This is a genomic window from Streptomyces sp. NPDC002513 (genome assembly GCF_053595355.1).
The window spans coordinates 1-23861 of record NZ_JBSFXK010000084.1 but is presented as its reverse complement, the minus strand read 5'-3'; the positions used below and the strand labels follow the sequence as shown (position 1 = coordinate 23861).

Sequence of the window (23861 nt, the reverse complement as noted above, 5' to 3'; positions counted from 1 at the left end):
GACCGCCGTGCGGATCGAGGGCGTCATCCACGACTTCGTGATGCTCAACGCGCTGCGCGAGACGCACGGCGCCGAGGCCGCCATCACGATGGCCGCCCGCACCCTGCACAACGCTCTGCACACCGCGTGACCCGGAAAGAGATGCCCGCCATGTCCACTCCCACCGTCGTCCTGGTGCACGGCGCGTTCGCCGACGCGGCCTGCTGGTTCGGCGTCATCGCCGAACTGCAGAGCCACGGCATCCCCGTGATAGCCCCGCCCAACCCCCTGCGCGGCCTCGCCTTTGACGCCGCGTACATCGCCTCCGTGGCCGCCCAGACCAATGCCCCCGTCGTCCTGGTCGGGCACTCCTACGGCGGTGCCGTGATCACCGTGGCCGGTACCGCCGAGAACGTCGTCGGCCTGGTCTACGTCGCCGCGTACGTGCTGGAGGAGGGCGAGAGCCTCAGCGAACTCGACGCCCGTTTCCCCGCCGCTGAACTGGCCGACCGCCTCGAACAGTGGTCGTACCCGGTCGCGGGCGACGATTTCGGCGTCGAGGTCGTCATCGACCGGGACGTCTTCCCCTCGGTGTTCGCCGCCGACGTCTCCGCCCCGGTCGCCCAGATCCTCGCGGCCTCCCAACGCCCGCTCGCCGCATCGGCGTTCGCCGAGGCGGCCACGGCGGCCGCGTGGAAGACCAAGCCGTCATGGGCCCTCGTGGCCGGTGCGGACCGGACGATCAACCCGGAGGTGGAACGCTTCGGCGCGAAGCGGGCCGGGGCGACCGTCGTCGAGTTCGACGGCGCCTCGCACGCCGTAGCCGTCTCGCGCCCCAAAGCCGTCGCCGAAGTCATCCGGGACGCGGTGCACACATTGAGCTGACCGCGCGGCGGGCGGATCAGCCCCGGGACCGCTCCTGTGGCGGCCGCACAACCGACCGTCCCCGCGCAGGCAGGTTGCCCGAACCGATCGTATCGAACATCACCTGGAGGTGTGTGATGAAGACCAAGACCCAGCCCCTGCTGGAAGTGTGGGAATGGCAGGCCGTCGCAGCCTGCCGCGGCATGGAAAGCTCCATGTTCTTCCCTCCGTCCGGAGAACGTGGCCGAGCGCGCCGGAAGCGCGAGGAGGCGGCGCGTGCCGTCTGCCGCACCTGCCCCGTCATCGGGGCCTGCCGGCGCTTCGCCACGGCATCGAACCAGCGCTACGGGGTCTGGGGAGGGCTCAGCGAGACCGAACGCCGGACACAGGAACCCGAGCCCCACAGCTCCTGACGGCCCCTGACGGTTCCGCCCGAAACGTACAGCAGGAAATGCTATTCACAGAAACATATGGTTGGAGGCCTATGGGGAATTACGCCAGGCGAGTACGGTCATACGATCAACTGAACGTTTCTTCATGGATTCATTCCCCCGAATGCCCGATACCTCAGGCCGGTCGGCGCTCGTTAGGTGATCGTGACTTGGAACGAACCTGAAGATCAGATCCCCGCCCGGACCGGAGCCGTGTGGCACGACTCGGTGATCGGTGACCTGCGCGTCAAGGGCTGCTCGGACCTTCTTGAAGACTTCCTCAAGAAGGTCGGCCAGATGCAAAGTGAATACCTGCGCGCTTTCAACGGAACCGCCTGAGCGAGGGGCGCGGAGGAGCTAGAGAATGGACAGGCTTCAAGGCGAGCCAGGCCTCTACGACATTCCGTTCACCCTGAGAACGGATTACGACCCGCTGGGGCAGCCTTCCTACGACGCCGACCCCCTCGACGCGCGTCCGGTCTGGAGCACCCCCGGCCCGGACATCGCGCCGAACGGCTGGGACCCGGACGAGGAGCTGGCCCGGATGCTGTCCACCGTGACCGCCGCGGACCCCGCTCCGGTCACGCTGGACGGACAGCACCGCCACCGGGGCGAACGGCGGCGGCCCCGTCCGGCGCCCCATGTCCTCGACAGCGGCCAGCCGGTCACCCCGATCACGATCCTGGTCGCCACGATCGCCGCGTGCTCCGTGGCCATGCTGGGGTGGTCCACCGCCTATTCGTACAGTCAGCTGCGCGCCATCGCCGCGACGGTTCTCCCCTCGCCCCTCGCGCAATGGTGGCCGCTGACGGTGTACGGGCCGTGGTTCGTGGCGGCCCTGTCCATTCTGCGCGCAGCCCTCTCGCACCGGACCGCCCGGCGGTCCTGGGGAGTCATCCTCCTCGCCTCCGCCACCGCGGTGGCTCTCTGCATCAGCCATTCCTCGCATTCGACGCTCTCGATGGTGATCGTCGGAATCCCGCCGATCACAGCCCTGGTGTGTTTCCGGGAACTCGTCGGGCAGGTCTCCTCCACCTACCGCCCGCGGCACGCGGCGCACGGCAAGGAGCAGTCCCACGGCGGCTGACCGAGCGACCTGAGCACCGACGGGGCCGGCCCCGTCGGTGGCATGGTCCGGGGTGGCCGGGAAGGGGGGCCGTTTCGCTTCTCCCTCACCGGGCCTCGTTCGGACCGGAGGCCTCGGCGGGGAGGCGGTACGCCGCCAGGGCGGCGGTGTCGTCGTCGAGGTTTCCGCCGCTGAAGTCGATGAGGTCCCGGTGCAGACGGTCGAGGAGTTCCTGGGGAGGCAGCGGACCCCATGAGCGGACGCGGTCGAGGAGCGGGTAGAAGGTTCCGTCGGGGGCGCGGGTCTCGGTTACGCCGTCGGTGTACAGCAGCAACTGGTCGCCGGGGCTGAACGGCGCCACGTCCACGTGGTAGCTGTCCCCGACCATGACGCCGATGTTGATGGGCGGGGAGGGATCGGTCGGCTCCAGCTCGGTGACCTCGTCGCGGCCCATGCGCAGCGGCGGCGGATGGCCGCAGTTGACGATGCGGACCACGGCCTCGTGGTCGGGAATCTCGACGAACACCGCGGTGACGAAGCGTTCCACCACCTCGTCGCCCTCCAGTTGCTCCGCCCTGCGGGTCATGCTCCGCTCCACCCGGCGCGCCAGCCCGGCCAGATCGGGTTCGTCGTGGGCGGCCTCGCGGAAGGCGCCGAGCATCGTCGCGGCCGTCTCCACCGCGAGCAGGCCCTTGCCCCGCACATCGCCGATGAGCAGCCGCACCCCGTACGCCGTGGGCACGGCTTCGTAGAGGTCGCCGCCGATGCGTGCCTCCGCGGCGGCGGACAGGTAGAGGGTCTCGATGGACACTTGGCCCAGGCGTCGTGGCACCGGGCGCAGTAAAACCCGCTGGGCGGTCTCGGCCACGGAGCGCACGGTGGCCAGGGTGCGCTCCCGGCGCATCCGGCTGGCGGCCAGGATCGTGCCGAGCATGCCGACGAGCGCGGTGGAGATGTAGCTGGCCACGTAGTGGCGATCCCCGATGTACCCGACGGGGCGGCCCGCACAGCACGGAGTGCCGGCCAGGACGGCTTCGAACCCGACGGCGAAGACCGTGATGGCGCCGACGACGAGGGGACCGTGGGCGTAGGCGGCGACCACCGGGAGGGCGATCAGCAGGAAACTCACCGGCCACTGCACGGGAGTGATCGGTTCGAGGATCAGGAGCACCGCGACGTAGAGGGCCGGCAGCCAGCGCAGCCATCCGGGCGGTGCGGGCACCCGTAGACCCGTGCTGGTCACCCGTGCCACCCGGCGGCCTGCGGCTCCGCGGCGGCCGGGCCACCTCACGGTGTGCTCCGGCGGGGACGGCGCGGCCGTGGCCCTGGAGAGGCCGAGAGGCGGACGGCGGTGTGGCCCGGGTCCGGTCGGACGTCCCGGCGGATCCACTCACACGGCCTGTGCACGAGAACTCCTGGCAGGGCTTGATCACCCGGCGTGGGGCGGCCGGGGACGGCGAGTCCGGGCAGCGAGCGGGCGGATGCGGCGGCCGCCGCCGGTCCGGGGGGCCTGTGACCGTATCAGCGCATCCGTCCCGGCGGTGCCCGGACACGCTGCGGCAGGCCGAACGGCACCCGTCCCAAGGAGACGAGTGCCGTTCGCGGGCGCCCCGGCGGGGGCGGGACTATAGGGCCTGTTCTGAGTTTCCCGCCTGCGCCGCGCTCCGCGCGAACGACGGGAAACTCAGAACAGGCCCTAACCGGCCATGGACACGGCGAAAGGAGACAGGACCGGTGCGAGCTGCGCCCCCGGGGTCAGGCCGAGCGCGACGAGGGCGTCGGGCAGGCCCCGTCCGACGCGCGCCGCGTCGGGCGTACCCGGCGCGGCCAGCGGGCGGCAGCTCGCCGCGATGATCTCGAACAGGTGCCGCACCCGACCGGATCCGCGGGGCAGCAACTGGCCGTGGAAGTCCTCGTGGTGGGCGAGGACGAGCGCGGCCAGGCCCACGACGTGCGCCGAGGCCGCGCCGGTGCCGTCGAGGGCCGTGTATCCGCCCTGTGGCGCGCACGAGAGGACCGCCACTCCGGGGGCGGCCGCGTCGACCCCGGCGCCGTGGCCGCTGAACGGCGCGGCGAACAGTCCCTCGGGGGTCAGCTGCGGTCCGCAGTGAGTGGCTTGGGAGGTGTCCTGCGGGTACGAGCCGAAGGCGCCGAGCGCGCCCACGGCGAACACGGTGGGCAGCGAGCCCGGGAAGGCGACCGGCCCGCCGGAGTCGCCCGCCGGGGCGACGCAGGCGATGCCCGCCGCGGTCGCGTCGGCGAGCTTGCGGGAGACGAGGGCCGACGGGTACGGGGTCGTCACGGCGATGTGGGCGATGTCGGCCTCGCGCTCGATGCAGTGGTCCAGGGCGGCGATCAGCTCGCTGAACCGCCCGTCCGGCATCACCTTGCAGACCTCGACCTCGGCGTCGACCGCGATGCCGATGACGCCCTTGCCGGTGTCCGCGCCGGCGATGATGCCCGCCGCGTGGGTGCCGGTGCCGATCCTGTCGTGGGCCCAGCCCCGCTCCTCACCGCGTACGAAGTCGGCCCCGGAGCGCACCCGCTGCTTCAGATCGGGGTGCTCGGCGCTGACGCCCGAGCCGATCAGCGCGATCCTGACGCCGAAGGCGCGGAAGGTGGGGGGCAGCCGGTCCAGCCGCATGGCCTGCTGGCCCCAGCCGTACTGCTGCCGTGTCTCCAGCTCCGGGTACACCTGGGCCAGCGGGGTGAGGGTGACGCGGTTCTCCTGGGTCGCCGACAGGTCGGGGCGGGGAATCCAGCGGTCCGTGTAGCCGTCCGCCGGACGGACGTAGAGGGACTGGACGGACTGGGCGGATTCCGTGGCCAGGGTGAGGGTGACCGTTCCGTCGGCGCCGGTGAGGCCCTGGGCCGGCCAGGCCGCCCCGATCAGGAACACCCCGGCGCCGGCCAGCGGTTCGTCCTCCGGGCCGCAGACGCGGAACGCGATGTCCACCGGCTGGTCCAGTGGCATGACCAGGCCCGGATCGCGCAGGGGCAGCATCCCCGCGGCCGGTGCGGCGACGGGCCCGGCCCCGGCCAGGGGCAGGTCCAGCTCGATGTGCAGGTGCAGCGACCGCAACGCCGGCACCTGGGCCTCGGCCGCCTCGATCACCACGATCTCCGGGCAGGAGGGGGTCATGCCGGCCGACTGGAGCCGCTGCGACGGCCGGAGTCTGCGGACCACCTCGATCTCGGGCATCCGCTCCAGTCGGTCGCACAGCGCGTCCATGCCCAGTTCGGGGATTCCCGGCGGCAGCAGATGCTGCGGCAGGGGGGTGACCATGTACCGCTCCCGGCGCGGACGCACCGACAGCCGAGACCGTGCGTCCTTCCTGCGGGCCCCGGTCTGGCTGCCCTCGGGTCCCGGCGCACCGGTCCCCGCGCCCTCGGCCCCGCCCTCGCGGTTGTTTCCAGGCCTTTCCTTGACCATTGCGTCCACCTTCACCACGCCTACGTCGTCCTTGTGCTTCCGATCCGGCGAGGGCGGCCTGCGCCTCCACGGTGATGCGGTGTGCCCGGGAGCGGTTCCCGGGCACACCGCATCGCGCGCCGCCCTGGGGTCAGCCGATGCCGAAAGGCTGGCTCATCTGGCCGAAGCCGAAGCCGGGCTGCTGGTACTGCGGGAACGGCTGCTGCATGCCGAAGGACCCGATGCCCTGCATCGGCTGCATGCCCTGCTGGCCCTGGATGCCCTGCTGGCCGTGCTGGCTCTGCTGGAGCATCGTCACGATGGCCATCGGCAGGGCCTGCTGCACCGACTGCTCCACCGCCTGCCGGATGCCCGAGTGCAGCGAGTGGTGCAGCGCGAGAGCGAGGTAGGGGTGCGCCTGCTGGGCCATGCCCTGCTGCTGAAGCTGCTGCTGGACCTGCTGGATCTGCTGGAGTGTGTGCTGCATGCGCTGGGCGACCTGCTGGCTCGCCTGCTGACAGGCCTGCTGGATGGCCTGTTGGATCATCTGTGTGATCTGGGGCTGGGGGCCGCCTATCTGCTGGCCGTACTGCTGCAGGGGCTGGGGCCCGGTCATCACCGACATGAATGCTCCATTCGATGGCACCACAAGGAAAGCCGACATAGCTGACATGAGGATCTATGCGGGCTTTGTCGGGAGAATCCGACGCCCTGAAGCTAAGGTGGCGCCGCCTCGGCCGCAATCGGACGTCCGCCTCCGCCGGCGCCCGCCGAGACCGGCCCGGCGGCGCGGACGACACCCCCGTGACCGGCCGACGCCAGGTGTGCGCAGACACGGAACGGCCCGCCGGAAGACATCCTTCCGGCGGGCCGTCCGCTCAGTGGCTCAGTGGCTCACTTGCCGTAGAACGCGTTGTAGATCGAGATCGTCGACTTGTTGCCCTTCTTGTCGGCGATCTTGGCGTGGAACGAGAGGCCCTGGCCCTTGGCCGGGTTCTTGTAGGTGACCGTGCCGCGCTTGACCGTCAGCTTCGTCCAGGACTTGCCGTAGTCGTAGGACACCCACACCCCGAGGGACTGCAGATTGCGGCCCGCGGCCGAACCCTGCACGGTCACCGGGATGGTGATCTTCTTGCCGGCCTCGACACGGCTGTCCAGGCCGGTGGTCGCGCCGAAGCGGACCGAGGAGGCGGGCAGCTTGGCCCCGTCCGCCCTCTTGGACCTGAACGTCCAGCTCGCGTCGATCCGGGTGGACGCGGCGGCGACCTTCACACTGCGGACGACCGAGGTCGTGAGCCGGTACGAGGCGTCACCGGACGGCACCGTGAAGCTCTCCAGCCCGAACAGCGGGTCGGCGTTCGAGCCGACCTTGGTGCCGTTGCGGTACAGCGTCGTTCTGACCGACAGGAAGTCCGAGGACCCGGAGTGCGTCTGGCCGTCGGCGAACAGCGGCAGCAGGCCGTAGATCTGGTTGCCCCGACGGAAGATGCCGTAGGCCGAGTCGACCTTCGGTCCGAAGACGGCCGTGTTGAAGGTCTTGCTGTAGGTCTTGCCCGCCCGGAAGGTCTCGGGGTCGTCGAGCGTGTAGTACGCCTCCGCGACCGGGAAGCCCTCGGGGTTCTTCTTGCCGCTGAACTGCGCCATGTCGAGGGTCCACTGCACGCCTTCGCCGGTCGACAGATACAGCGTGCGGGTGCTGCGCAGCTTCTGCTCCACCGGCATGTTGCCGGAGAAGTCGTCCGGCAGTTCGGCGTAGGCGCCGACCGCGCCGGTCTTCCCGCTGCTCGCGGAGCCGAGGTTCATCTTCAGCGTGGCCAGTTCGCCCGCCGTGTAGTGGCGGACGTGCGCGCCTTCGAGCTTGGTGACGTGGGCGCCGGTGAAGACGTCGTACTCGGCCGCGTCACCCTTGGTCCACTGGCCGAACCAGCTCTGCCAGAGCCCGGTGGACACCGCCGGGCCGACGTGGGCGACGCGCAGGTCCTGGAAGGACGGCATGAACAGGCCGGTGCTCAAGCCCATGTCCGCCGTCTCGTAGGTGTACGAGACCGACGCGGACGCCGGCTTGGCGGCGGCGTCCGGCACGGTGATGTCGGCTGCCTTGGTCGTGGTCAGGTCGAGGGTGACGGAGGTGTCCTTGGTGACGCTCAGCTTGGGCTGGACGAGCCAGTCCGCGCCGCCCTCGGTCGAGTCCGGCTTCTTCACCGAGACCGAGTCGAGCAGGTACGTGCCCTTGGGCACGCGGAGCTTGACGGTGTTCTCGGAGCTCTGGGAGAAGTAGTCCTGCATGTCGCCCGTGGGCGAGAGGTCCGTCAGGCCGGTCAGGTGGACCGGGTTCTGCCCGTCACGGTTGAGGTACTTCAAGGTGACGTCGTACGACTCCACCTCGCGCTCCACGGCCGCGGCCGTGCGCACGCTCTGGCCGCCGCCCGTCGCCGTCACATACGCCGCGTAGTCGCCGTTCGTGCCGCCGCCCAGCGTGGTGTCGGTGCTGACCGGGACGGAGGCGGCACCGCCCGCCGGGACGGTGACCTTCGTCGCGCCGAGCGTGAAGAAGCCGGCCGGCGCCGGCCGACCGGCGGGGTCGGTGGCGGTCAGCGCGAGCGAGAGGGTGACGTCGGTCTTGCCGAGGTTGCGGTACGTCAGCTCCTTGGTGACCGGCTTGTCGTCGGTGTGCGGCCACTGCGCGATGCCGAAGTTCACGGACGACGGGTCGGCGAGCACGGTCTGCTTGATCGCCCGGTCCACCGCGATCCGGCCCGAACCCTGCTCGAACGGGGTGTACTTACCGGCCTTGGCGGAGCCCGTCAGCGCGGCCTTCAGCTCGGCGAACGTCCAGGTGGGGTGCTCCTGCTTGAGGATGGCGGCGGCGCCCGCGACGTGCGGGGTCGCCATCGACGTACCCGAGATGGTCAGATAGCCGGCCGGCTTCTCGCCGACCTCCTTGTCGATGAGGCTGCCGGGAGCCGCGGCGGCGGTGATGTCCACACCGGGCGCGGTGACATCGGGCTTGATCGCGCCGTCGGGGCCGGGGCCGCGGCTGGAGAAGGGCGCCAGCTTGTCGCCGTCGTCGACGGCGCCGACGGTGAGCGCGTCGGCCGCGCTGCCCGGGGAACCGATGCTCCGGCCGCCCATCTCGCCCTCGTTGCCCGCGGCGATGGCGAACAGGATGCCCTTCTGCTCGGACAGCTTGTTGACCTCGGCCTCGAGCGGGTCGATCCCGGGGGTGTCCGGGCCGCCCAGGCTCAGGTTGACGATGTCGGCGCCCTGCTGGGCGGCCCACTCCATGCCGGCGAGGATGCCGGAGTCGTCGCCGTAGCCGTCGTCGTCCAGGACCTTGCCGCTGAGGATCTTCGCGCCGGGCGCGACACCCTTGTACAGGCCGTGCGACTTCGCGCCGGTGCCGGCCACGATGGACGCCACGTGCGTGCCATGGCCGACCTTGTCGGCGACGGTGGCGGCCGTGGAGAAGTTCTTGGCCTCGATCACCTGGCCCTTGAGGTCCGGGTGGTCGGCGTAGACGCCCGTGTCGAGCACGGCGACCTTGACGCCCTTGCCGTCGTAGCCCGCGGCCCAGGCCGTCGGGGCGCCGATCTGCGGCACGGACTTGTCGAGGCTGGCCTTGCGGACGCCGTCGAGCCAGACGTGCGCGATGCCGGAGGCGGTGCGGTCGCCGTCGGTGAGGGCCTTCCACAGCTCGGTCGCATCCCGCTGGGGCGTCTGGACCGCGTCCGCGTTCAGGGACTTCAGGGCCCGGCGGAGCGTGCCCGCCTCCCGCACACCGGCCTTCGCGGTGCTCGCGGAGCCCTGGTAGCCGACGATGACCTTCAGGCCGTTCTTCTGGTCCTTACGGGTCCGGGAGGTGTTGAGTCCGGTGACGTCGAACAGCCGGCGGTCGAGCTTCCCGGAAGCGATCATGGCGGCCGCGTCGGCCGGCACCACATAGGTGTGGCCGGCTGCCCTGCGCACCTGCACCGGAACGTGTCCGCGGCCCTTCGCCCGCTCCAGGCCGACGACACGGCCCTTGACGTCGATCACGACCCGGTCACCGGTGATCAGCGTGATGCGGTGCTTCGCCGTCAGGCCCGCGGCGGCGGCCGGACGCGCCGCCGTCTCCGGCTTCGCCGACGCCGGGCTGGTCATACCCGCCGCCAGTGCCACGGCGGCCGCCGTGGCGACGGTCGCCGCGCATGCCCTCTTCACTTGTCTGCGCACAACTCCCCCTGGAAATGAGGTACCGGGTGAATGCCCCATTCACCCGGCCGAGGGAAGTCCCGCACGTATGCACGTCAACCCCCCGGACCACGCAGTATGCCCGGGGGTGATCAGCGCCTCAATAGCGGTGGGGATGTCGAGTGGTGACGGGACACCAACACACCGGCGAGGCCTACGAGACGGCGTTCTCCTTGACCGTGATCCTGCCCTTGCGGATGGTCGCGACCCGCGGCGCCTTCTTCGCGAGCACGGAATCGTGAGTGACCATCACAAAGGTGAGTCCGTGCTCCTTCCACAGGGCCTCCAGCACGTCCATGATCTCGTCCCGGGTGGATTCGTCCAGGTTTCCGGTGGGTTCGTCGGCGAGCAGCACCTTGGGCCGCTTCACCAGCGCACGGGCGATGGCGACGCGCTGCTGCTGCCCGCCGGACAGTTCGGCGGGCAGATGCCCGAGCCGTTCGCCGAGGCCGACCGACTCCAGGGCCTGAGCGGCCCGTTCGCGGCGCGCCGCGCCCTTCACGCCCAGGGGCACGAGTGCGGTCTCGACGTTCTCCTGGGCGGTGAGCGTCGGGATGAGGTTGAAGCTCTGGAACACGAAGCCGATGTTCTCGCTGCGCACCCTGGTCAGGCGTGCCTCCGAGAGCTTGGCGAGGTCGATGCCGTCGAGTTCGACGAAGCCGTCGGTGGGTTGGTCCAGTCCGCCGAGCATCTGCAGCAGCGTGGACTTGCCGCCACCGGTGGGGCCCTGGATGACGAGCCGGTCGCCGTCGCCGATCGTGAGGTCGATGCCGTCCAGGGCGGTGATGGTCTCCTTGCCCCGCGTGTAGCGCTTGGTGACGCCTTTGAGTTCGTACATGGTGCAACTCCTGGGATACGGAAGGGGGTGGGGCCCGCCGTCCCCGCGGGCACCGGAGCGCGTACGGGGGCGTGTCGCTCACGGGTGCATCGGCGCGTGCGCCGATGCGTGCGCCCGCGCGTACGGGGCGGATGCGGGTGCTACTCGACGCGGCGCAGCGCGTCCGCGGGGCGCAGACGGGAGGCGCGCCAGCCGCCGAAGGCACCGGCGACCAGACCTCCGGTGACGGCGAGGGCGACCGCGAGGGCGATGGTGGAAAGGCTGACCGGCGCGGTGAGCGCGACCTCCAGGGTCCTGGCGGCGACCCGACGGCCGGGCCCGCCGAAGCCACCGCCGCCACCCGGCCCGCCGCCGAAGCCGCCGCCACCGCCACCGCCGAGCTGGGCCTGGAGCGTAGGACTGATCGCGGTGACGGCGTAGGCGCCCGCGAAGCCCAACGCGATACCGAGGGCGCCGCCGACCAGTCCGTTGACCACGGCCTCGCCCACGACCTGCCGGGTGACGCGGCCGGACGTCCAGCCGAGCGCCTTCAGGGTGCCGAACTCGCGTACCCGGCGGGAGACGGCCGAGGAGGTGAGGAGGCCGGCGACCAGGAACGCCGCCACGAGCACCACGGCGGACAGCCACCTGCCCACGTTGTCGGCGAGGCTGGAGGCGGTGGAGAGCGAACCCGAGACCGTGTTCGCGAGGTCGGCGGACGTGGTGACCGTGGTCCCCGAGATGTTCTTCTGGATGGCCTGCTTGACGCTCGCGATCTGCTGGGAGTCGCTCGCCTTGACGTAGATCGTGGTGACCTTGTTCTTCGCGTCCGCGAGCGTCTGCGCCTGCTGGAGCGGGATGTAGAGGTTGGCCGCCGAGTCGCCGCTGTCGGCGGTGGCGATGCCGATCACCTCGAACTTCACGCCCTTGACGGTGACGGTGCTGCCCGTCGTGAGCTTCTTCTCCTTGGCGTACGCCGAGTCCACGACGGCGACCTTGGCATCGGTCTCCGAGGTCTTGAACGTACGGCCGCTGGTGATCTTCGAGGAGGTCAGCGGGCCCAGGGTGGGCTTGGTGACGTCGGTGCCGTAGACGGAGTAGTTGTTGACGTCGAAGTTGGCGCCGCCGCCCTCGACCTGGCCTCGGAGCCCCCCGCCGCCGCCGAAGCCGCCCCTGCCGCCCTGTCCGCCGCCGCCGTTCTGGTCCTGCTTGAACTGGCCCCGGGTGAACTGTCCGCTGATCTTGATGACCCGAAGGCTGAGTCCGCCCACCGCGTTCGAGACGCCGCTCTGCGAACCCACCTCGGCGACCGTGCTGTCGGCCAGGGTCTCGAAGCCCTGGACCATCACGCGGTCGCTGCTCTGGGTCTCGCCGGAGCTGTTGTCCTGGGCGCCGAACTTGAAGCGCGGCCCCTGGGAGTTGTCGGAGGCGGGCGCCGCCGCCTTGGTGACGGTCATGTCGGTGCCCAGCCCGTACAGCGACTGGAGCACCTTGTCCTGCGCCCTCCCCATGCCGGAGGACACGGAGTTGACCACGATGACCAGGGCGATGCCCAGGGCGAGCCCGGAGGCGACGACGAGGGCCGCCTTCTTCCGGCGGCGCAGTTCGCGCCTCAGGTAGGTGAAGAACATGGCGGCAAACTAGGGACGCGCCCTGATGAACCCGTAAACCGGTCATAAGAGAAAGATGAGAAGCCTGCGGCGCGCCGGGAGTTGGGCGCCGCCGGACCCTTCAGACCCGGGTGCCGCGCCGGGTCCGGGGAAAGGGCGATGCCGCCGACCACCCCGGAGGGCGATCGGCGGCATCGGTACGGAGAGGTCGGCGGCCGGCGGGTCAGACGGCCGAGCCCGCCTTCCACGCGGCCCAGCCCATGTTCCAGCCGTTGAGGCCGTTGTCCGGGGAGACCGTCTTGTCGCCGGTGTGCGAGATGACCACGACGTCACCGATGAGCGAGTGGTTGTAGAACCACGCGGCGGGCATGCCCGGGTCGTTCGCGCCCTTCTTGTCCTGGAGGCCGACACAGCCGTGGCTGGTGTTGACACTGCCGAAGACGGAGGGCGAGCCCCAGTAGTTGCCGTGGATGAAGGTGCCGGACGTCGTCAGACGCATGGCGTGCGGCACGTCCTTGATGTCGTACTCGCCCTTGCCGTCGGAGTCGGTGAAGCCGACCGTCGCGCCGTTCATCCGGGTCTGGGTGAACTTCTCGGAGATCACCATCTGACCCTGGTACGTGGTGTGCGCGGGCGCCCCCGCGGAGATCGGGATGGTCTTGACGGTCTTGCCGTCCTGGGTGATCTTCATCTCCTTGGTCTTCGCGTCGACGTACGAGACCTGGTTGCGGCCGATCTTGAAGGTGACCGTCTTCTGCTGCACGCCGTACACGCCGCTCGCGCCCTCGACGCCGTCGAGGGCGAGCTTCATCGTGACGGTGGAGCCCTCCGCCCAGTACTGCTCCGGACGGAAGTCGATCCGGTTGGCGCCGAACCAGTGCCCGACGACCTCCTGCCCGCTGCTGGAGGTGACGGTGATCCCCTTCTGCACGGCGGCCTTGTTGGTGATGGCCTTGTCGAAGTTGATCGAGACCGGCATGCCCACGCCGACGGTGGAGCCGCTCTCCGGCGTGAAGTTGCCTATGAAGGAATGGGCCGGGGCCACGGTCGTGAACGAGGCGTTCTCATGGGCGTCGCGGCCCTCGGAGTCCTTGGCGGTCGCCGCGACCTTGTAGGTGGTCGCCCGCTCCAGCTGACCGCTGGGCGCCCAGCTCTTCTTGTCGGCGGATATCTGGCCCGCGACGGGCGTGCCGGACGCGGTGGTCATGGCGACCTGGGTCAGGAGGCCCTTGGCGACCGTCACCTTGGCCGCGTTGTTGATGGAGGCGTTGTCGGAGCCGTCGCCCGGCGTGATCGTGATCTGCGCCTCGGAGCTCTTCTGGGCGGCCGCCGCGTCGACCTTGGCCTGCGAAGTGGAGTCCCCGCCGCCGCCACCACTGGCCGCCTTGCTGCCCCCGCTGCACGCGGTGAGCACCAGCATTCCGCCGAGCAGTGCGGACGCGGTCATCAGACCCTTGCGCCGCCTACTGTCCGTCATCACACGCTTCTCCATCGTTGCCGAATCCCCTAGAGCTCCGTACGAGCCCCCGTAAGAGCCTTCAACGTTACGGCCGGTTCCCCTCGTTCCACGTCCAGTCGTTGTGTGGGCCACACCACGTCGGCCCGGCCCGGCGTCCGGGCCACCGCCCGAGACGGCGAAACCCCGGGCGCCGGTTGCCACCCGGGGTCACGATGGTCCCGAGGCACGTCCGCCAGGGCCGGCCTCCTCGTCAGTACCCGTCCCCCTCGTCATCGTCACCGAGGGCCCAGTCCGGCGAATCCGGGTCGTAGTCGATCTGCTCGCTGCTCCAGGACGCCTGGGCCAGGTCGACCCCCGGCACCTCGCCGACCAGGACGGCCGGGTCGACGAGGTACGCGAGCGCCTCGGCGGTGTCCTCCGTCACCGCGGTCTCGGTGTACACGCGCTCCACCTCTGGCATGTCCGTGTCGTCGGCGACCCGGCGCAACGCGGCCTTGGTGACGGCGTCGGGGTCGGCGACCTCGACGATCAGCTCCACACGAAGCCGGACAAACCGTGATGTCTCAGAAGTACTCATGGCGGGAGCGTACGGCCCCCGGGGGCCGCGACTTTCCCACGACCCGCGCCTTTCACTAGCATCGCTGTACACGGCCAATTCGCAACCGCCCCAGGGGGATCGGTATTTCGTGTCCGCCGCACGTCGATCGTCGTCCACCGCACGCCGCACCTTGCTGACCGCCACCGCGGCGGGGGCCCTGCTCAGTGCCCTGTGGTTCGTCCCGTCCGCCAACGCGACTCCCGACGCACCCGCTCGCCACACGGCGGTGTCCCCGCGGGGAGCACTCAGGGAAACAGAAGAGGACACCGCACAAAACGCCGCGGCGACCGACGCGACGGACACCGGCTTCGTACGGACGGCCGCCCAGGCGACGGACGAGACGGCGACGTACACCCAACTCGCCGACACCGGAAGCGTGGACACCACGCCCTACGTCGTGGGCGGCACCCTCTTCCTGTGCCTGGGCGCGGGCTTCGTGGCGTACTCGGTGCGCAGGGAGCGCATGGCGTATTAGGGCCCGCGGGCAGGCGTACGGAAGGGCCGCCGCCACGGAAGTGACGGCGGCCCTCAGTCCCTGCTCGTCGGGCCGCGCTCGTCAGGCCCTGACCGCAGGGCCCCTGCCCGGACCCAGGCTCAGGGCCCGGACGTTCAGGGCCCGCCCCTCAGGCCAGCGGCCCGGTGACACCCTCCACGGTCGCCACGAGCCGCCCCGTCCGCACGAAGGCGTCCGCCGCCGCGAGGTCCGGGGCCAGGAAGCGGTCCGAGCCCGGACCCTCGGCGCCCGCCTCGCGCAGGGCCGCGATCGCCGCCCGGCTGGCGGGGGCCGGAGTCAGTCCCTCGCGCAGTTCGACGGCCCGGCTCGCCGCGTACAGCTCGATCGCCAGCACCCGGGTCAGGTTGTCCACCGCCGTGCGCAGCTTGCGCGCCGCCGACCAGCCCATCGAGACATGGTCCTCCTGCATCGCGGAGGACGGGATCGAGTCGGCGGAGGCCGGCACGGCCAGCCGCTTCATCTCGCTCACCAGCGCCGCCTGCGTGTACTGGGCGATCATCAGGCCGGAGTCGACACCGGGGTCGTCCGCGAGGAACGGCGGCAGGCCGTGCGAGCGGTTCTTGTCCAGCAGGCGGTCGGTGCGGCGCTCCGCGATCGACGCCAGGTCCGCCGCCGCGATCGCCAGGAAGTCCAGCACGTACGCCACCGGCGCACCGTGGAAGTTCCCGTTCGACTCCACGCGCCCGTCGGGCAGCACCACCGGGTTGTCCACCGCCGACGCCAGCTCCCGCTCGGCGACCAGGCGGGCGTGCGCCAGGGTGTCCCGGCCGGCGCCCGCGACCTGCGGGGCGCACCGCACTGAGTAGGCGTCCTGGACCCGCGGCGCGTCGTCCTGGTGGTGGCCGGTCAGACCCGAACCCTTCAGCACCGCCAGCATGTTGGCGGCCGAGGCGCCCTGGCCGGGGTGCGGACGGATGGCGTGCAGTTCCGGCGCGAGCACCTTGTCCGTGCCGAGCAGCGCCTCCAGCGAGAGCGCGGCCGTGACGTCGGCCGCCTTGTACAGCGTCTCCAGGTCCGCCAGCGCCATGATCAGCATGCCGAGCATGCCGTCGGTGCCGTTGAGAAGCGCGAGGCCCTCCTTCTCGCGCAGCTCGACGGGGGTGATGCCGTGCTCGGCGAGGAGTTCGGCGGCCGGCCGTACGGCGCCGTCGGGGCCCTCGGCCTCGCCCTCGCCCATCAGCGCCAGCGCGCAGTGGGACAGCGGGGCCAGGTCGCCGGAGCAGCCGAGCGAGCCGTACTCGTGCACGACCGGGGTGATGCCGGCGTTGAGGAGGTCCGCCATGGTCTGCGCGACCTCGGGGCGTACCCCGGTGTGACCGGAGCAGACGGTCTTCAGCCGCAGGAACATCAGGGTGCGGACGACCTCCCGCTCCACCCGCGGGCCCATCCCGGCCGCGTGCGAGCGGACGATGTTGCGCTGGAGCTGGGTGCGCAGTTCCTGGCTGATGTGCCGGGTCGCCAGGGCACCGAAGCCGGTGCTGACCCCGTAGACCGGTTCCGGCTTCGCCGCGAGCGCGTCCACGATCCCGCGGGCCGTCGCGAGGGCCGCCACGGCCTCCTGCGAGAGCTCGACCCTGGCATCCGCCCGCGCCACGGCGAGCACGTCGGACGCGGTCACCCCGGACGTCCCCACCACCACAGTGTGCATATCCATATTCAGGAGCGTACGCAGTGTATTCAGGGATGTCACTAGGGGCGGTGTCACACGTGGACAGTGCGTTCGCCTCTTACTCTCCGCACGGGGCCGCCTTCAGTGACGGCCGCGGATACGGCGCCGCTCCCCCGCCGCGGGAGGCGGCGCGTCGGCCAGCCGTACGACCGGGTCGTCGGGCCCCTCACGGCCCGCGACCACGGGCTTCGCGGCCCGCAGCGCCTTGGCGCGGTACTGGGCCGCGTCCGCGAGCCGGAACAGCCGACGGGCCGAGCGGACCGCACCGATCGCATCCTCCGTGGAGGCGACCCCACAGGCGACGCCGTCACCCAGCTCCAACTCCGCGGCGCGGCGGCACACCTCGTCGGCGACCCGGACCACCTCGTCGGCCGGCGGGCCGACCGCGAGCAGACAGAACTCGTCGCCGCCGAGGCGGGCGACGAGGGCGCCCGGCAGCATGGCGCCGCACAGCGAGAGGACCGACCCGAAGCGCTCCAGGAGCCGGTCGCCCACGGCATGCCCCCGGGTGTCGTTGACCCGCTTGAGCCCGTTCAGGTCGCAGATGACGAGCGAGACCACGTTCCCGTCGCCGCGGTGCCGTTCGATCGCCTCGTCGAGACGCATGTCGACGGCGCGACGGTTGGCGAGGCCGGTCAGCGCATCGGTGAAGGCGAGCCGGTGAGCCTCCTCCAGACGCTCGGACTGGGCGAGACCGGCGGCGACCACGGAGGCGAGGACCGCGGCGAAGTCGGCGTCGGCGCGGTCGAAGACGGGGGCGTCGGCCGCGCGGGCGACATACACCTCGCCCCAGGCGCGGCCGTGCAGCACGACCGGCGCGACGACACAGCAGCCGCGACCGCGCCGGCGCAGCGCGGCGACCCGCTGATGGGAGTAGCCGGCGTGCCCGGCGGCCGGGTCCCGGGCGTTCTCCACCCAGGCGCCGGGACCCCCGCCGCCTGCCCAGCGCTCATGGAGGAACTCGGTGATCTCCGGGAACTGGTACACCGGGTACGCCTCGTCCTCGGGGAACTCCTCCTCCCCGGGCGCGCGGTCCCCGACGTTGACGAGGACCCGCAGCCGTCCGCCCTCCCGCTCCCACACGGAGAGCGCGGCGAAGCTCCCGGAGAGCGCCCGGCACGCACCCAGCGCGGCGGCCCGCCAGGACTCGCGCGGAGTGTGCGCCGCCGCCATCCCCTGCGCCAACGCCACCACGGCCTTCAGCCGACTGTCCTCAACCACGACTCCAGGCTAGTGCCCCACCAGGCAACGTTCGCCCCGTCGGGGACTACTCCCCCGGCCACTGCGGGGCGCGCTTCTCGTTGAAGGCCGCGACCCCCTCCGCGCGGTCCCCCGAGAACGCCACCGAGCGCCACGCCGCGTCCTCGACCTCGAGACCGGCCCGCAGATCGAGGCCGTGCCCCAGCCGCAGCGCACGCTTCGCGGCGCGCAGCCCCACCGGGGAGTTCGCGGCGATACGGGCCGCGAGGGCGAGCGCCGCCTCGCGGTCCCGGCCCTCGGAAACCAGCTCGTCGATCAGCCCCAGCCCGTGCGCCTCGGCCCCCTGGAGCCGCCGCGCGGTGAAGATCAGCTCCGCCGCGCGGGCCGCGCCCACCCGGCGGGGCAGCAGCTGGGTGCCGCCGCCGCCCGGGATCACCCCGACCGACACCTCGGGCAGCCCGACCACCGCCGTGCCGTCCGCCACGATCAGGTCGCAGGACAGCGCCAGCTCGAAGCCGCCGCCCAGCGCGAACCCGTGCACGGCGGCGATCGTCGGCATCGGCAGTTCCAGGACCCCGGTGTACGCGGCACGGGCGACCGGGCGCTGGCGCACCAGATCGGCGTCCGTGAAGGAGTTCCGCTCCTTCAGGTCCGCGCCCACGCAGAACGCCCGCTCGTGCGTCGACGTCAGCACGGTCACCCGGGCGTCCCGGTCGGCGGCGAGGTGCGCGCACGCCGCGGCGATCGAGCGCGCCATCTCCGTGGACACCGCGTTCATCGCCTCGGGCCGGTCCAGCGCCAGCTCCGCGACGTACCCGTGCCGCCGTACGACGACGTGACTGCCGAACCGCCGCTCGTCCGCCTGCTCCGCCATGACACCCTCCCGGTTAACGCGGGTTAACTCTCGACCGTCCGATCATCGCAGCCGGAGCGGCCCCCGCGGAAGCCGCCCTGGGCCTCAGCGGGGCACGGGCCGCTTCCGGGCCACCCCTCCTCTTTCGGGTGACATTCAGCCCTTCTCCGCCGCGCCTCCCACCCATCGGCACATAACCTGCCCACCGCCAGAGCGCATCGGGGGAGCGCGGGCCCACCGGGGAGGGACGAGCATGACCACGGACACGGCCGCCGGCGAGACCACGACCGCCGCACCCGGGCCCCCCGGCCCCCTCTGGTTCCGTCCCGCGGGCCGGCACCGCAGGCCCCGTCGCCGGCGGGCGGCCCTGGCGATCGGCGGGTTCGCACTCGCCGCCGGCGCCCTGAGCCTCGTACGCCTCGCTCCTGAAGCGGTGACGGGCGCGGGCGGGACCGCCGAGGCCGAACCCCGGATCGACGCCACCGGCACGGCCACCACGGACGGCGCCGTGCAGCGCGGAGGCGCGGAACACCCCTGGACGGCCACCGCCCTGCGCACGGCGAGCGCGAGCCCGGCCGCGACGGCGGCCGGGCACCCCTCAGCCCCGCCGTCCTCCTCCACCACCCCCGCCACCGATCCCCCGACCGGCATCCCGCAGACCCCGTGGACGCCGACGGCATCCCCTCCCCCGGCTCCCCGGCGGCCCCGGCACCCACAGCGCCGCGGCCCGCCCCGTCCACCACCGCCCCCGCGCCGCCACCCGCACCCACACCCACACCCACACCGAATCCCCCGGGCCTGTGCGTCCCGATCGTGGGCCTGTGCGTCAACGGACCGCCTCTGCTGGGGGGTTGAGCGCGCGGCGGGCGGTGCGGACCGGGCGAGTCAGCCCCGTACGCACACGAGGGGGCCTACGGCATCCCGTCCCGGCGGGTCAGCAGCCACGGTTCGATCACGCCGAGGCCACGCACCGGGCGCTGCCACATCGGCTGGAGCGCGAAGCGGTACACGGGCGGCTCCTCGCCCTCCTTCTCCGCCGCGGCCGCGGCCTCGGCGGCCTCCGTCTCGGAGGCGGGCGCCTCTCGCGTGCGGATCAGCTCCTCCGCGAACGCGCCGTCGACCAGGACCGCGTCCCGGGGCGCTATCGAGGTGAGCCGGCTCGCCAGGTTCACCGTCGTACCGAAGACATCGCCCATCCGCGTGGTCACCGTGCCGAAGGCGATACCCACGCGCAGTTCCGGCATCGTCTCGTCGTGGGCCATCGTCTCGATGAGGCGAAGGGCGATCTCCGCGGCCGTACCGCCGTCGTCCGCCGCGTACAGCACCTCGTCGCCCAGCGTCTTGATGAGACGGCCGCCGTGCGCGGCGACCAGGTCGGCCGCGGTCGTCTCGAACGCCTCGACGAGTTCGCCGAGTTCCTCCTCCTCCAGACGACGCGTCAGGCGCGTGAAGCCGACGAGGTCCGCGAAACCGACGGCGAGACGCCGGTCGACCATCTCCTCGTCGTCGCCGGCCTGGACGACCCGGCCGGTCGCGGCGGCGAGCTGACGCCGCCAGACATAGATGAGGAACTCCTCCAGCTCCGGCAGGAGCAGTTCGATCAGCGGGTACGTGACCTCGGTACGGGTCATGCCCGGCTCCGGGGGCTCGGTGAGGCCCTCCAGGAAGGAGTCGATCTGCCACTCGGCCAGCCGGGCGGTGGTCTGCCCGGTGGACCGGGCCACCTGCACCGCCATCGCCTCGCTCAGCAGCCCCGCCTCGACCAGACCGGCCAGGCGGCGCAGGGCCAGCACATCGGCCTCCGTGAGGGCCTTGGCCTGCCCTATGTCCGCGAAGCCCATCGCCCGCCAGAAACGGGACGCCAGCTCCATGGAGACGCCCGCGCTACGGGCCGCCTGGAAGGGGGTGTACCGGCGCTCGGCCCCCAGGATGAGCGCTTCCAGACGGAGCGCGAGGGGGTTCTCCTCGGGCTCGGCGTGCGTGTCCCGCCCCGGTCCACCGTCGGGGGCGGGATATACGCCCGTGCCCGAGCCCGTGTCGTCGACGGTCACGCGTGCTGCCTTTCCGATCTGCCACGGTCAGGTATCGACCGCGGTCAACTCTACGGCAGGTGTGCGGTAGCTCACTCCTTCAGGCAGGGCCGACGGCACCGGCTCGTGGGTGCTCAGGCCGGGCGCAGGTGCACGATGTCCCCGGCTCCCACCGGCTCCTGCACCCCGTCCCGCGTCGCCAGCACCAGCCGGCCGTCGCCGTCGATCGCCACCGCCTCACCGGTGACGGAGCGGTCGCCGGGCAGTTCGGCGCGCACGAGGCGGCCCAGGGTGGCGCTCCCGGCCGCGTACGTCTCCTGCAGACCGCAGGCCACGGGATCACCCTCCGCCGTGCGCCACCGCCCGTACCAGTCCTCCAGGGAGCGCAGCACCGCCCGCAGCAGCGGGTCGCGGTCCGTGGTGCGGGCGCCCGCGAGCGCCAGGGAGCCCGCGGTGGGCACCGGCAGCTCGTCCTCCCGCAGCGTGACGTTGATGCCGATGCCGACGACGACCCCGTCCTCGCCCGCGCGCTCCGCGAGGATCCCGCCCGCCTTGCGCTCTTCGTCACCCACGGTGACCAGCAGGTCGTTGGGCCACTTGAGTGCCGTGTCCACGCCCGCCGCCCGCGCGAGCCCCGTCGCGACGGCGACCCCGGCGAGCAGCGGCAGCCAGCCCCAGCGGGCGACCGGCACGCCGGCGGGCCGGAGCAGGACCGAGAAGAACAGACCGGAGCGGGCCGGGGCCGACCATGCGCGGTCCAGCCGCCCGCGCCCCGCGTTCTGCTCCTCGGCCACCAGGACGGCCCCCTCGGCGGCCCGGCCGGCCGCGGTGAGGGCCACGAGGTCGGTGTTGGTGGACCCCGTGCGCTGCACCACCTCGACCCCGGACCACAGCCCGCCCTCGCGCACCAGCGCACGGCGCAGCGCGACCGCGTTCAGGGGCGGCCGGTCCAGGTCCGACCAGCGGCTGCCACCGCCCCCGGCGTCGTTCCCGGGACGGTTCTCGTCTGAGGCATCTCGAGGCATCATGCAAGCCACCCTAGGTGTGGTAAACGCCGCACTGCTGATCGGTAGGCACCCCACTACGCTACGGATGAGTAACCGTTCGTTCTTCTGAGCATTCTCGTAGCACCACGCCCTCACGTCCCCATTGAGCAGGGAGCCGGATCCCGATGTCCGAGCCGGAAGAGATCGACATTCACACCACTGCGGGCAAGCTGGCGGATCTCCAGCGCCGTGTCCAGGAGGCGACGCACGCCGGCTCGGAGCGCGCCGTCGAGAAACAGCACGCCAAGGGCAAGCTGACGGCCCGTGAGCGGATCGAGCTGCTGCTGGACGAGGGCTCGTTCATCGAGCTGGACGAGTTCGCCCGGCACCGCAGCACCAACTTCGGGCTGGAGAAGAACCGCCCGTACGGGGATGGCGTCGTGACCGGTTACGGCACCGTGGACGGCCGGCCCGTCGCGGTGTTCTCCCAGGACTTCACCGTTTTCGGCGGGGCGCTGGGCGAGGTCTACGGCCAGAAGATCGTCAAGGTCATGGACTTCGCCCTGAAGACCGGCTGCCCGGTCATCGGGATCAACGACTCCGGCGGCGCCCGTATCCAGGAGGGCGTGGCGTCCCTGGGCGCGTACGGCGAGATCTTCCGCCGCAACACCCACGCCTCCGGGGTGATCCCGCAGATCAGCCTGGTCGTCGGCCCCTGTGCGGGCGGCGCGGTCTACTCCCCCGCGATCACCGACTTCACGGTCATGGTCGACCAGACCTCGCACATGTTCATCACCGGCCCGGACGTCATCAAGACGGTGACCGGCGAGGACGTCGGGTTCGAGGAGCTGGGCGGCGCCCGCACCCACAACACCGTCTCCGGCGTGGCGCACCACATGGCCGGGGACGAGAAGGACGCGATCGACTACGTCAAGCAGTTGCTGTCGTACCTGCCGTCCAACAACCTGTCCGAGCCCCCCGCCTTCCCGGAGGAGGCGGACCTCACGGTCACCGACGAGGACCGCGAGCTGGACGTGGTCGTACCGGACAGCGCCAACCAGCCGTACGACGTGCACACGGTGATCGAGCACATCCTGGACGACGCCGAGTTCTTCGAGACGCAGGCGCTGTTCGCGCCGAACATCGTCACCGGCTTCGGACGGGTCGAGGGCCGCCCGGTGGGCATCGTCGCCAACCAGCCCATGCAGTTCGCCGGCTGCCTCGACATCAACGCGAGCGAGAAGGCGGCACGCTTCGTGCGCACCTGCGACGCCTTCAACGTGCCCGTGATCACCTTCGTCGACGTGCCCGGGTTCCTGCCCGGCGTCGACCAGGAGCACACCGGCATCATCCGCCGCGGCGCCAAGCTGATCTTCGCCTACGCCGAGGCCACCGTGCCGCTGATCACGGTGATCACCCGGAAGGCGTTCGGCGGCGCGTACGACGTCATGGGCTCCAAGCACCTGGGCGCGGACGTGAACCTGGCCTGGCCGACCGCCCAGATCGCGGTGATGGGCGCGCAGGGCGCGGTCAACATCCTGCACCGTCGCACCATCGCCGAGGCGGAGGGCTCAGGAGAGGGCGAGGCGACCCGCGCCCGGCTGATCCAGGAGTACGAGGACACCCTCCTCAACCCCTACATCGCGGCCGAGCGCGGCTACATCGACGCGGTGATCAGGCCGTCCGACACCCGCCGCCATGTCGTGCGGGCGCTGCGTCAGCTGCGCACCAAGCGGGAATCCCTGCCCCCGAAGAAGCACGGCAACATCCCCCTGTGAGCCCAGGACCCTTGGGAGCGGACATGACGATCAAGGTCGTACGGGGCAATCCCACCCCGGAGGAGTTGGCCGCCGCCCTGGCGGTGGTCCGAGCCCGCGCCGCGGCGGCGGCCGCCATACCGTCCGGCGCGGCGCGGCACAGGGACTCCTGGGCCGACCCGGCCCGGATCGCCGCCCACCCGGTGCCCCAGCCGGGCCCGACGGCGTGGAGCCGCACCTACTGGCCGGGCTGACCGCCCGCCTGGCGGGGCCCCCGGCCGGATGTCCCGGCCCGGCCCACGCCTTCATGCTCGCACCACCTGGTCACGCTCCCCGTCCACCCGCCGGCCTCAACCTGCTCCCCGCAGCAGGCAAATGCCTGGAAG

Annotated in this window: 20 protein-coding genes and 1 pseudogene; 8 read left to right on the top strand and 13 right to left on the bottom strand. The window is 71.6% G+C overall.

Going from position 1 to position 23861, the window contains the following annotated elements; genetic code table 11:
- The 5 genes and pseudogenes from ACWD5Q_RS32705 to ACWD5Q_RS32685 all read left to right on the top strand — a co-directional run.
- Positions 1–130: pseudogene (locus ACWD5Q_RS32705) on the top strand (esterase); the annotation flags it as partial.
- Between the two features lie 20 nt (positions 131–150).
- Positions 151–864, top strand: a complete 714-nt coding sequence (locus ACWD5Q_RS32700; RefSeq protein ID WP_451430702.1) for an alpha/beta fold hydrolase — start codon at positions 151–153, stop codon at positions 862–864.
- Between the two features lie 116 nt (positions 865–980).
- Positions 981–1256, top strand: a complete 276-nt coding sequence (locus ACWD5Q_RS32695; RefSeq protein ID WP_451430701.1) for a WhiB family transcriptional regulator — start codon at positions 981–983, stop codon at positions 1254–1256.
- Positions 1257–1439: 183 nt separating this feature from the next.
- Positions 1440–1613: a hypothetical protein gene (locus ACWD5Q_RS32690; protein WP_451430700.1), complete on the top strand. Its 174-nt coding sequence runs from the start codon at positions 1440–1442 to the stop codon at positions 1611–1613.
- A 25-nt stretch (positions 1614–1638) separates the two neighbouring features.
- Positions 1639–2361 carry a DUF2637 domain-containing protein gene (locus ACWD5Q_RS32685; RefSeq protein ID WP_451430699.1) on the top strand — a complete coding sequence of 241 codons (723 nt, stop codon included), beginning with the start codon at positions 1639–1641 and terminating at the stop codon, positions 2359–2361.
- Positions 2362–2446: 85 nt separating this feature from the next.
- Here ACWD5Q_RS32685 and ACWD5Q_RS32680 read toward each other — a convergent pair whose 3' ends face one another.
- From ACWD5Q_RS32680 to ACWD5Q_RS32645, 8 genes are all read right to left on the bottom strand, one after another.
- Complete coding sequence (locus ACWD5Q_RS32680) at positions 2447–3592, bottom strand: PP2C family protein-serine/threonine phosphatase (protein WP_451430698.1); 1146 nt, start codon at positions 3590–3592, stop codon at positions 2447–2449.
- 444 nt (positions 3593–4036) lie between these two features.
- Entirely contained in the window at positions 4037–5773 is a 1737-nt protein-coding gene (locus tag ACWD5Q_RS32675) for a S8 family serine peptidase (protein ID WP_451430697.1), read from the bottom strand.
- 130 nt (positions 5774–5903) lie between these two features.
- Positions 5904–6377 carry a hypothetical protein gene (locus tag ACWD5Q_RS32670; protein ID WP_451430696.1) on the bottom strand — a complete coding sequence of 158 codons (474 nt, stop codon included), beginning with the start codon at positions 6375–6377 and terminating at the stop codon, positions 5904–5906.
- Positions 6378–6646: 269 nt separating this feature from the next.
- Positions 6647–9952 carry a S8 family peptidase gene (locus ACWD5Q_RS32665; RefSeq protein WP_451430695.1) on the bottom strand — a complete coding sequence of 1102 codons (3306 nt, stop codon included), beginning with the start codon at positions 9950–9952 and terminating at the stop codon, positions 6647–6649.
- 184 nt (positions 9953–10136) lie between these two features.
- Positions 10137–10820 (bottom strand): ABC transporter ATP-binding protein, encoded by a 684-nt coding sequence (locus ACWD5Q_RS32660; protein ID WP_451430694.1) that lies wholly within the window; start codon positions 10818–10820, stop codon positions 10137–10139.
- 140 nt (positions 10821–10960) lie between these two features.
- Positions 10961–12430: an ABC transporter permease gene (locus ACWD5Q_RS32655; RefSeq protein WP_451430693.1), complete on the bottom strand. Its 1470-nt coding sequence runs from the start codon at positions 12428–12430 to the stop codon at positions 10961–10963.
- A 202-nt stretch (positions 12431–12632) separates the two neighbouring features.
- A complete protein-coding gene (locus ACWD5Q_RS32650) occupies positions 12633–13886 on the bottom strand; it encodes a L,D-transpeptidase (protein ID WP_451430692.1) in 1254 nt (417 codons plus the stop codon).
- A 232-nt stretch (positions 13887–14118) separates the two neighbouring features.
- Positions 14119–14445 carry a hypothetical protein gene (locus tag ACWD5Q_RS32645; protein WP_451430691.1) on the bottom strand — a complete coding sequence of 109 codons (327 nt, stop codon included), beginning with the start codon at positions 14443–14445 and terminating at the stop codon, positions 14119–14121.
- Positions 14446–14554: 109 nt separating this feature from the next.
- Here ACWD5Q_RS32645 and ACWD5Q_RS32640 point away from each other — a divergent pair, with 109 nt between their 5' ends.
- Positions 14555–14941 carry a hypothetical protein gene (locus tag ACWD5Q_RS32640; RefSeq protein WP_451430690.1) on the top strand — a complete coding sequence of 129 codons (387 nt, stop codon included), beginning with the start codon at positions 14555–14557 and terminating at the stop codon, positions 14939–14941.
- Between the two features lie 148 nt (positions 14942–15089).
- Here the strand turns inward: ACWD5Q_RS32640 and hutH are convergent, their stop codons facing one another.
- From hutH to ACWD5Q_RS32615, 5 genes are all read right to left on the bottom strand, one after another.
- Positions 15090–16628 (bottom strand): histidine ammonia-lyase, encoded by a 1539-nt coding sequence (gene hutH / locus ACWD5Q_RS32635; RefSeq protein WP_451430703.1) that lies wholly within the window; start codon positions 16626–16628, stop codon positions 15090–15092.
- Positions 16629–16730: 102 nt separating this feature from the next.
- Positions 16731–17870, bottom strand: a complete 1140-nt coding sequence (locus tag ACWD5Q_RS32630; RefSeq protein WP_451430689.1) for a diguanylate cyclase domain-containing protein — start codon at positions 17868–17870, stop codon at positions 16731–16733.
- 46 nt (positions 17871–17916) lie between these two features.
- Positions 17917–18723 (bottom strand): enoyl-CoA hydratase/isomerase family protein, encoded by an 807-nt coding sequence (locus ACWD5Q_RS32625; RefSeq protein WP_451430688.1) that lies wholly within the window; start codon positions 18721–18723, stop codon positions 17917–17919.
- Positions 18724–19613: 890 nt separating this feature from the next.
- A complete protein-coding gene (locus tag ACWD5Q_RS32620; protein WP_451430687.1) occupies positions 19614–20753 on the bottom strand; it encodes an adenylate/guanylate cyclase domain-containing protein in 1140 nt (379 codons plus the stop codon).
- 113 nt (positions 20754–20866) lie between these two features.
- Positions 20867–21760 carry a biotin--[acetyl-CoA-carboxylase] ligase gene (locus ACWD5Q_RS32615; RefSeq protein WP_451430686.1) on the bottom strand — a complete coding sequence of 298 codons (894 nt, stop codon included), beginning with the start codon at positions 21758–21760 and terminating at the stop codon, positions 20867–20869.
- A 143-nt stretch (positions 21761–21903) separates the two neighbouring features.
- On the opposite strand from ACWD5Q_RS32615, the gene ACWD5Q_RS32610 reads away from it, so the two are divergent.
- Both ACWD5Q_RS32610 and ACWD5Q_RS32605 read left to right on the top strand, forming a co-directional pair.
- Positions 21904–23496, top strand: a complete 1593-nt coding sequence (locus ACWD5Q_RS32610; protein WP_451430685.1) for an acyl-CoA carboxylase subunit beta — start codon at positions 21904–21906, stop codon at positions 23494–23496.
- Positions 23497–23519: 23 nt separating this feature from the next.
- Positions 23520–23729: an acyl-CoA carboxylase epsilon subunit gene (locus ACWD5Q_RS32605; protein WP_451430684.1), complete on the top strand. Its 210-nt coding sequence runs from the start codon at positions 23520–23522 to the stop codon at positions 23727–23729.
- The last annotated feature ends 132 nt before the right edge of the window (positions 23730–23861 follow it).

Excerpts from the sequence above, each read along its gene's own strand:
- ACWD5Q_RS32700 (WP_451430702.1), top strand. The coding sequence starts at position 151 with ATGTCCACTCCCACCGTCGTCCTGGTGCACGGCGCGTTCGCCGACGCG.
- ACWD5Q_RS32695 (WP_451430701.1), top strand. The coding sequence starts at position 981 with ATGAAGACCAAGACCCAGCCCCTGCTGGAAGTGTGGGAATGGCAGGCC.
- ACWD5Q_RS32685 (WP_451430699.1), top strand. The coding sequence starts at position 1,639 with ATGGACAGGCTTCAAGGCGAGCCAGGCCTCTACGACATTCCGTTCACC.
- ACWD5Q_RS32675 (WP_451430697.1), bottom strand. The coding sequence starts at position 5,773 with ATGGTCAAGGAAAGGCCTGGAAACAACCGCGAGGGCGGGGCCGAGGGC.
- ACWD5Q_RS32670 (WP_451430696.1), bottom strand. The coding sequence starts at position 6,377 with ATGTCGGTGATGACCGGGCCCCAGCCCCTGCAGCAGTACGGCCAGCAG.
- ACWD5Q_RS32660 (WP_451430694.1), bottom strand. The coding sequence starts at position 10,820 with ATGTACGAACTCAAAGGCGTCACCAAGCGCTACACGCGGGGCAAGGAG.
- ACWD5Q_RS32655 (WP_451430693.1), bottom strand. The coding sequence starts at position 12,430 with ATGTTCTTCACCTACCTGAGGCGCGAACTGCGCCGCCGGAAGAAGGCG.
- ACWD5Q_RS32650 (WP_451430692.1), bottom strand. The coding sequence starts at position 13,886 with ATGACGGACAGTAGGCGGCGCAAGGGTCTGATGACCGCGTCCGCACTG.
- ACWD5Q_RS32645 (WP_451430691.1), bottom strand. The coding sequence starts at position 14,445 with ATGAGTACTTCTGAGACATCACGGTTTGTCCGGCTTCGTGTGGAGCTG.
- hutH (WP_451430703.1), bottom strand. The coding sequence starts at position 16,628 with ATGCACACTGTGGTGGTGGGGACGTCCGGGGTGACCGCGTCCGACGTG.
- ACWD5Q_RS32625 (WP_451430688.1), bottom strand. The coding sequence starts at position 18,723 with ATGGCGGAGCAGGCGGACGAGCGGCGGTTCGGCAGTCACGTCGTCGTA.
- ACWD5Q_RS32615 (WP_451430686.1), bottom strand. The coding sequence starts at position 21,760 with ATGATGCCTCGAGATGCCTCAGACGAGAACCGTCCCGGGAACGACGCC.
- ACWD5Q_RS32610 (WP_451430685.1), top strand. The coding sequence starts at position 21,904 with ATGTCCGAGCCGGAAGAGATCGACATTCACACCACTGCGGGCAAGCTG.
- ACWD5Q_RS32605 (WP_451430684.1), top strand. The coding sequence starts at position 23,520 with ATGACGATCAAGGTCGTACGGGGCAATCCCACCCCGGAGGAGTTGGCC.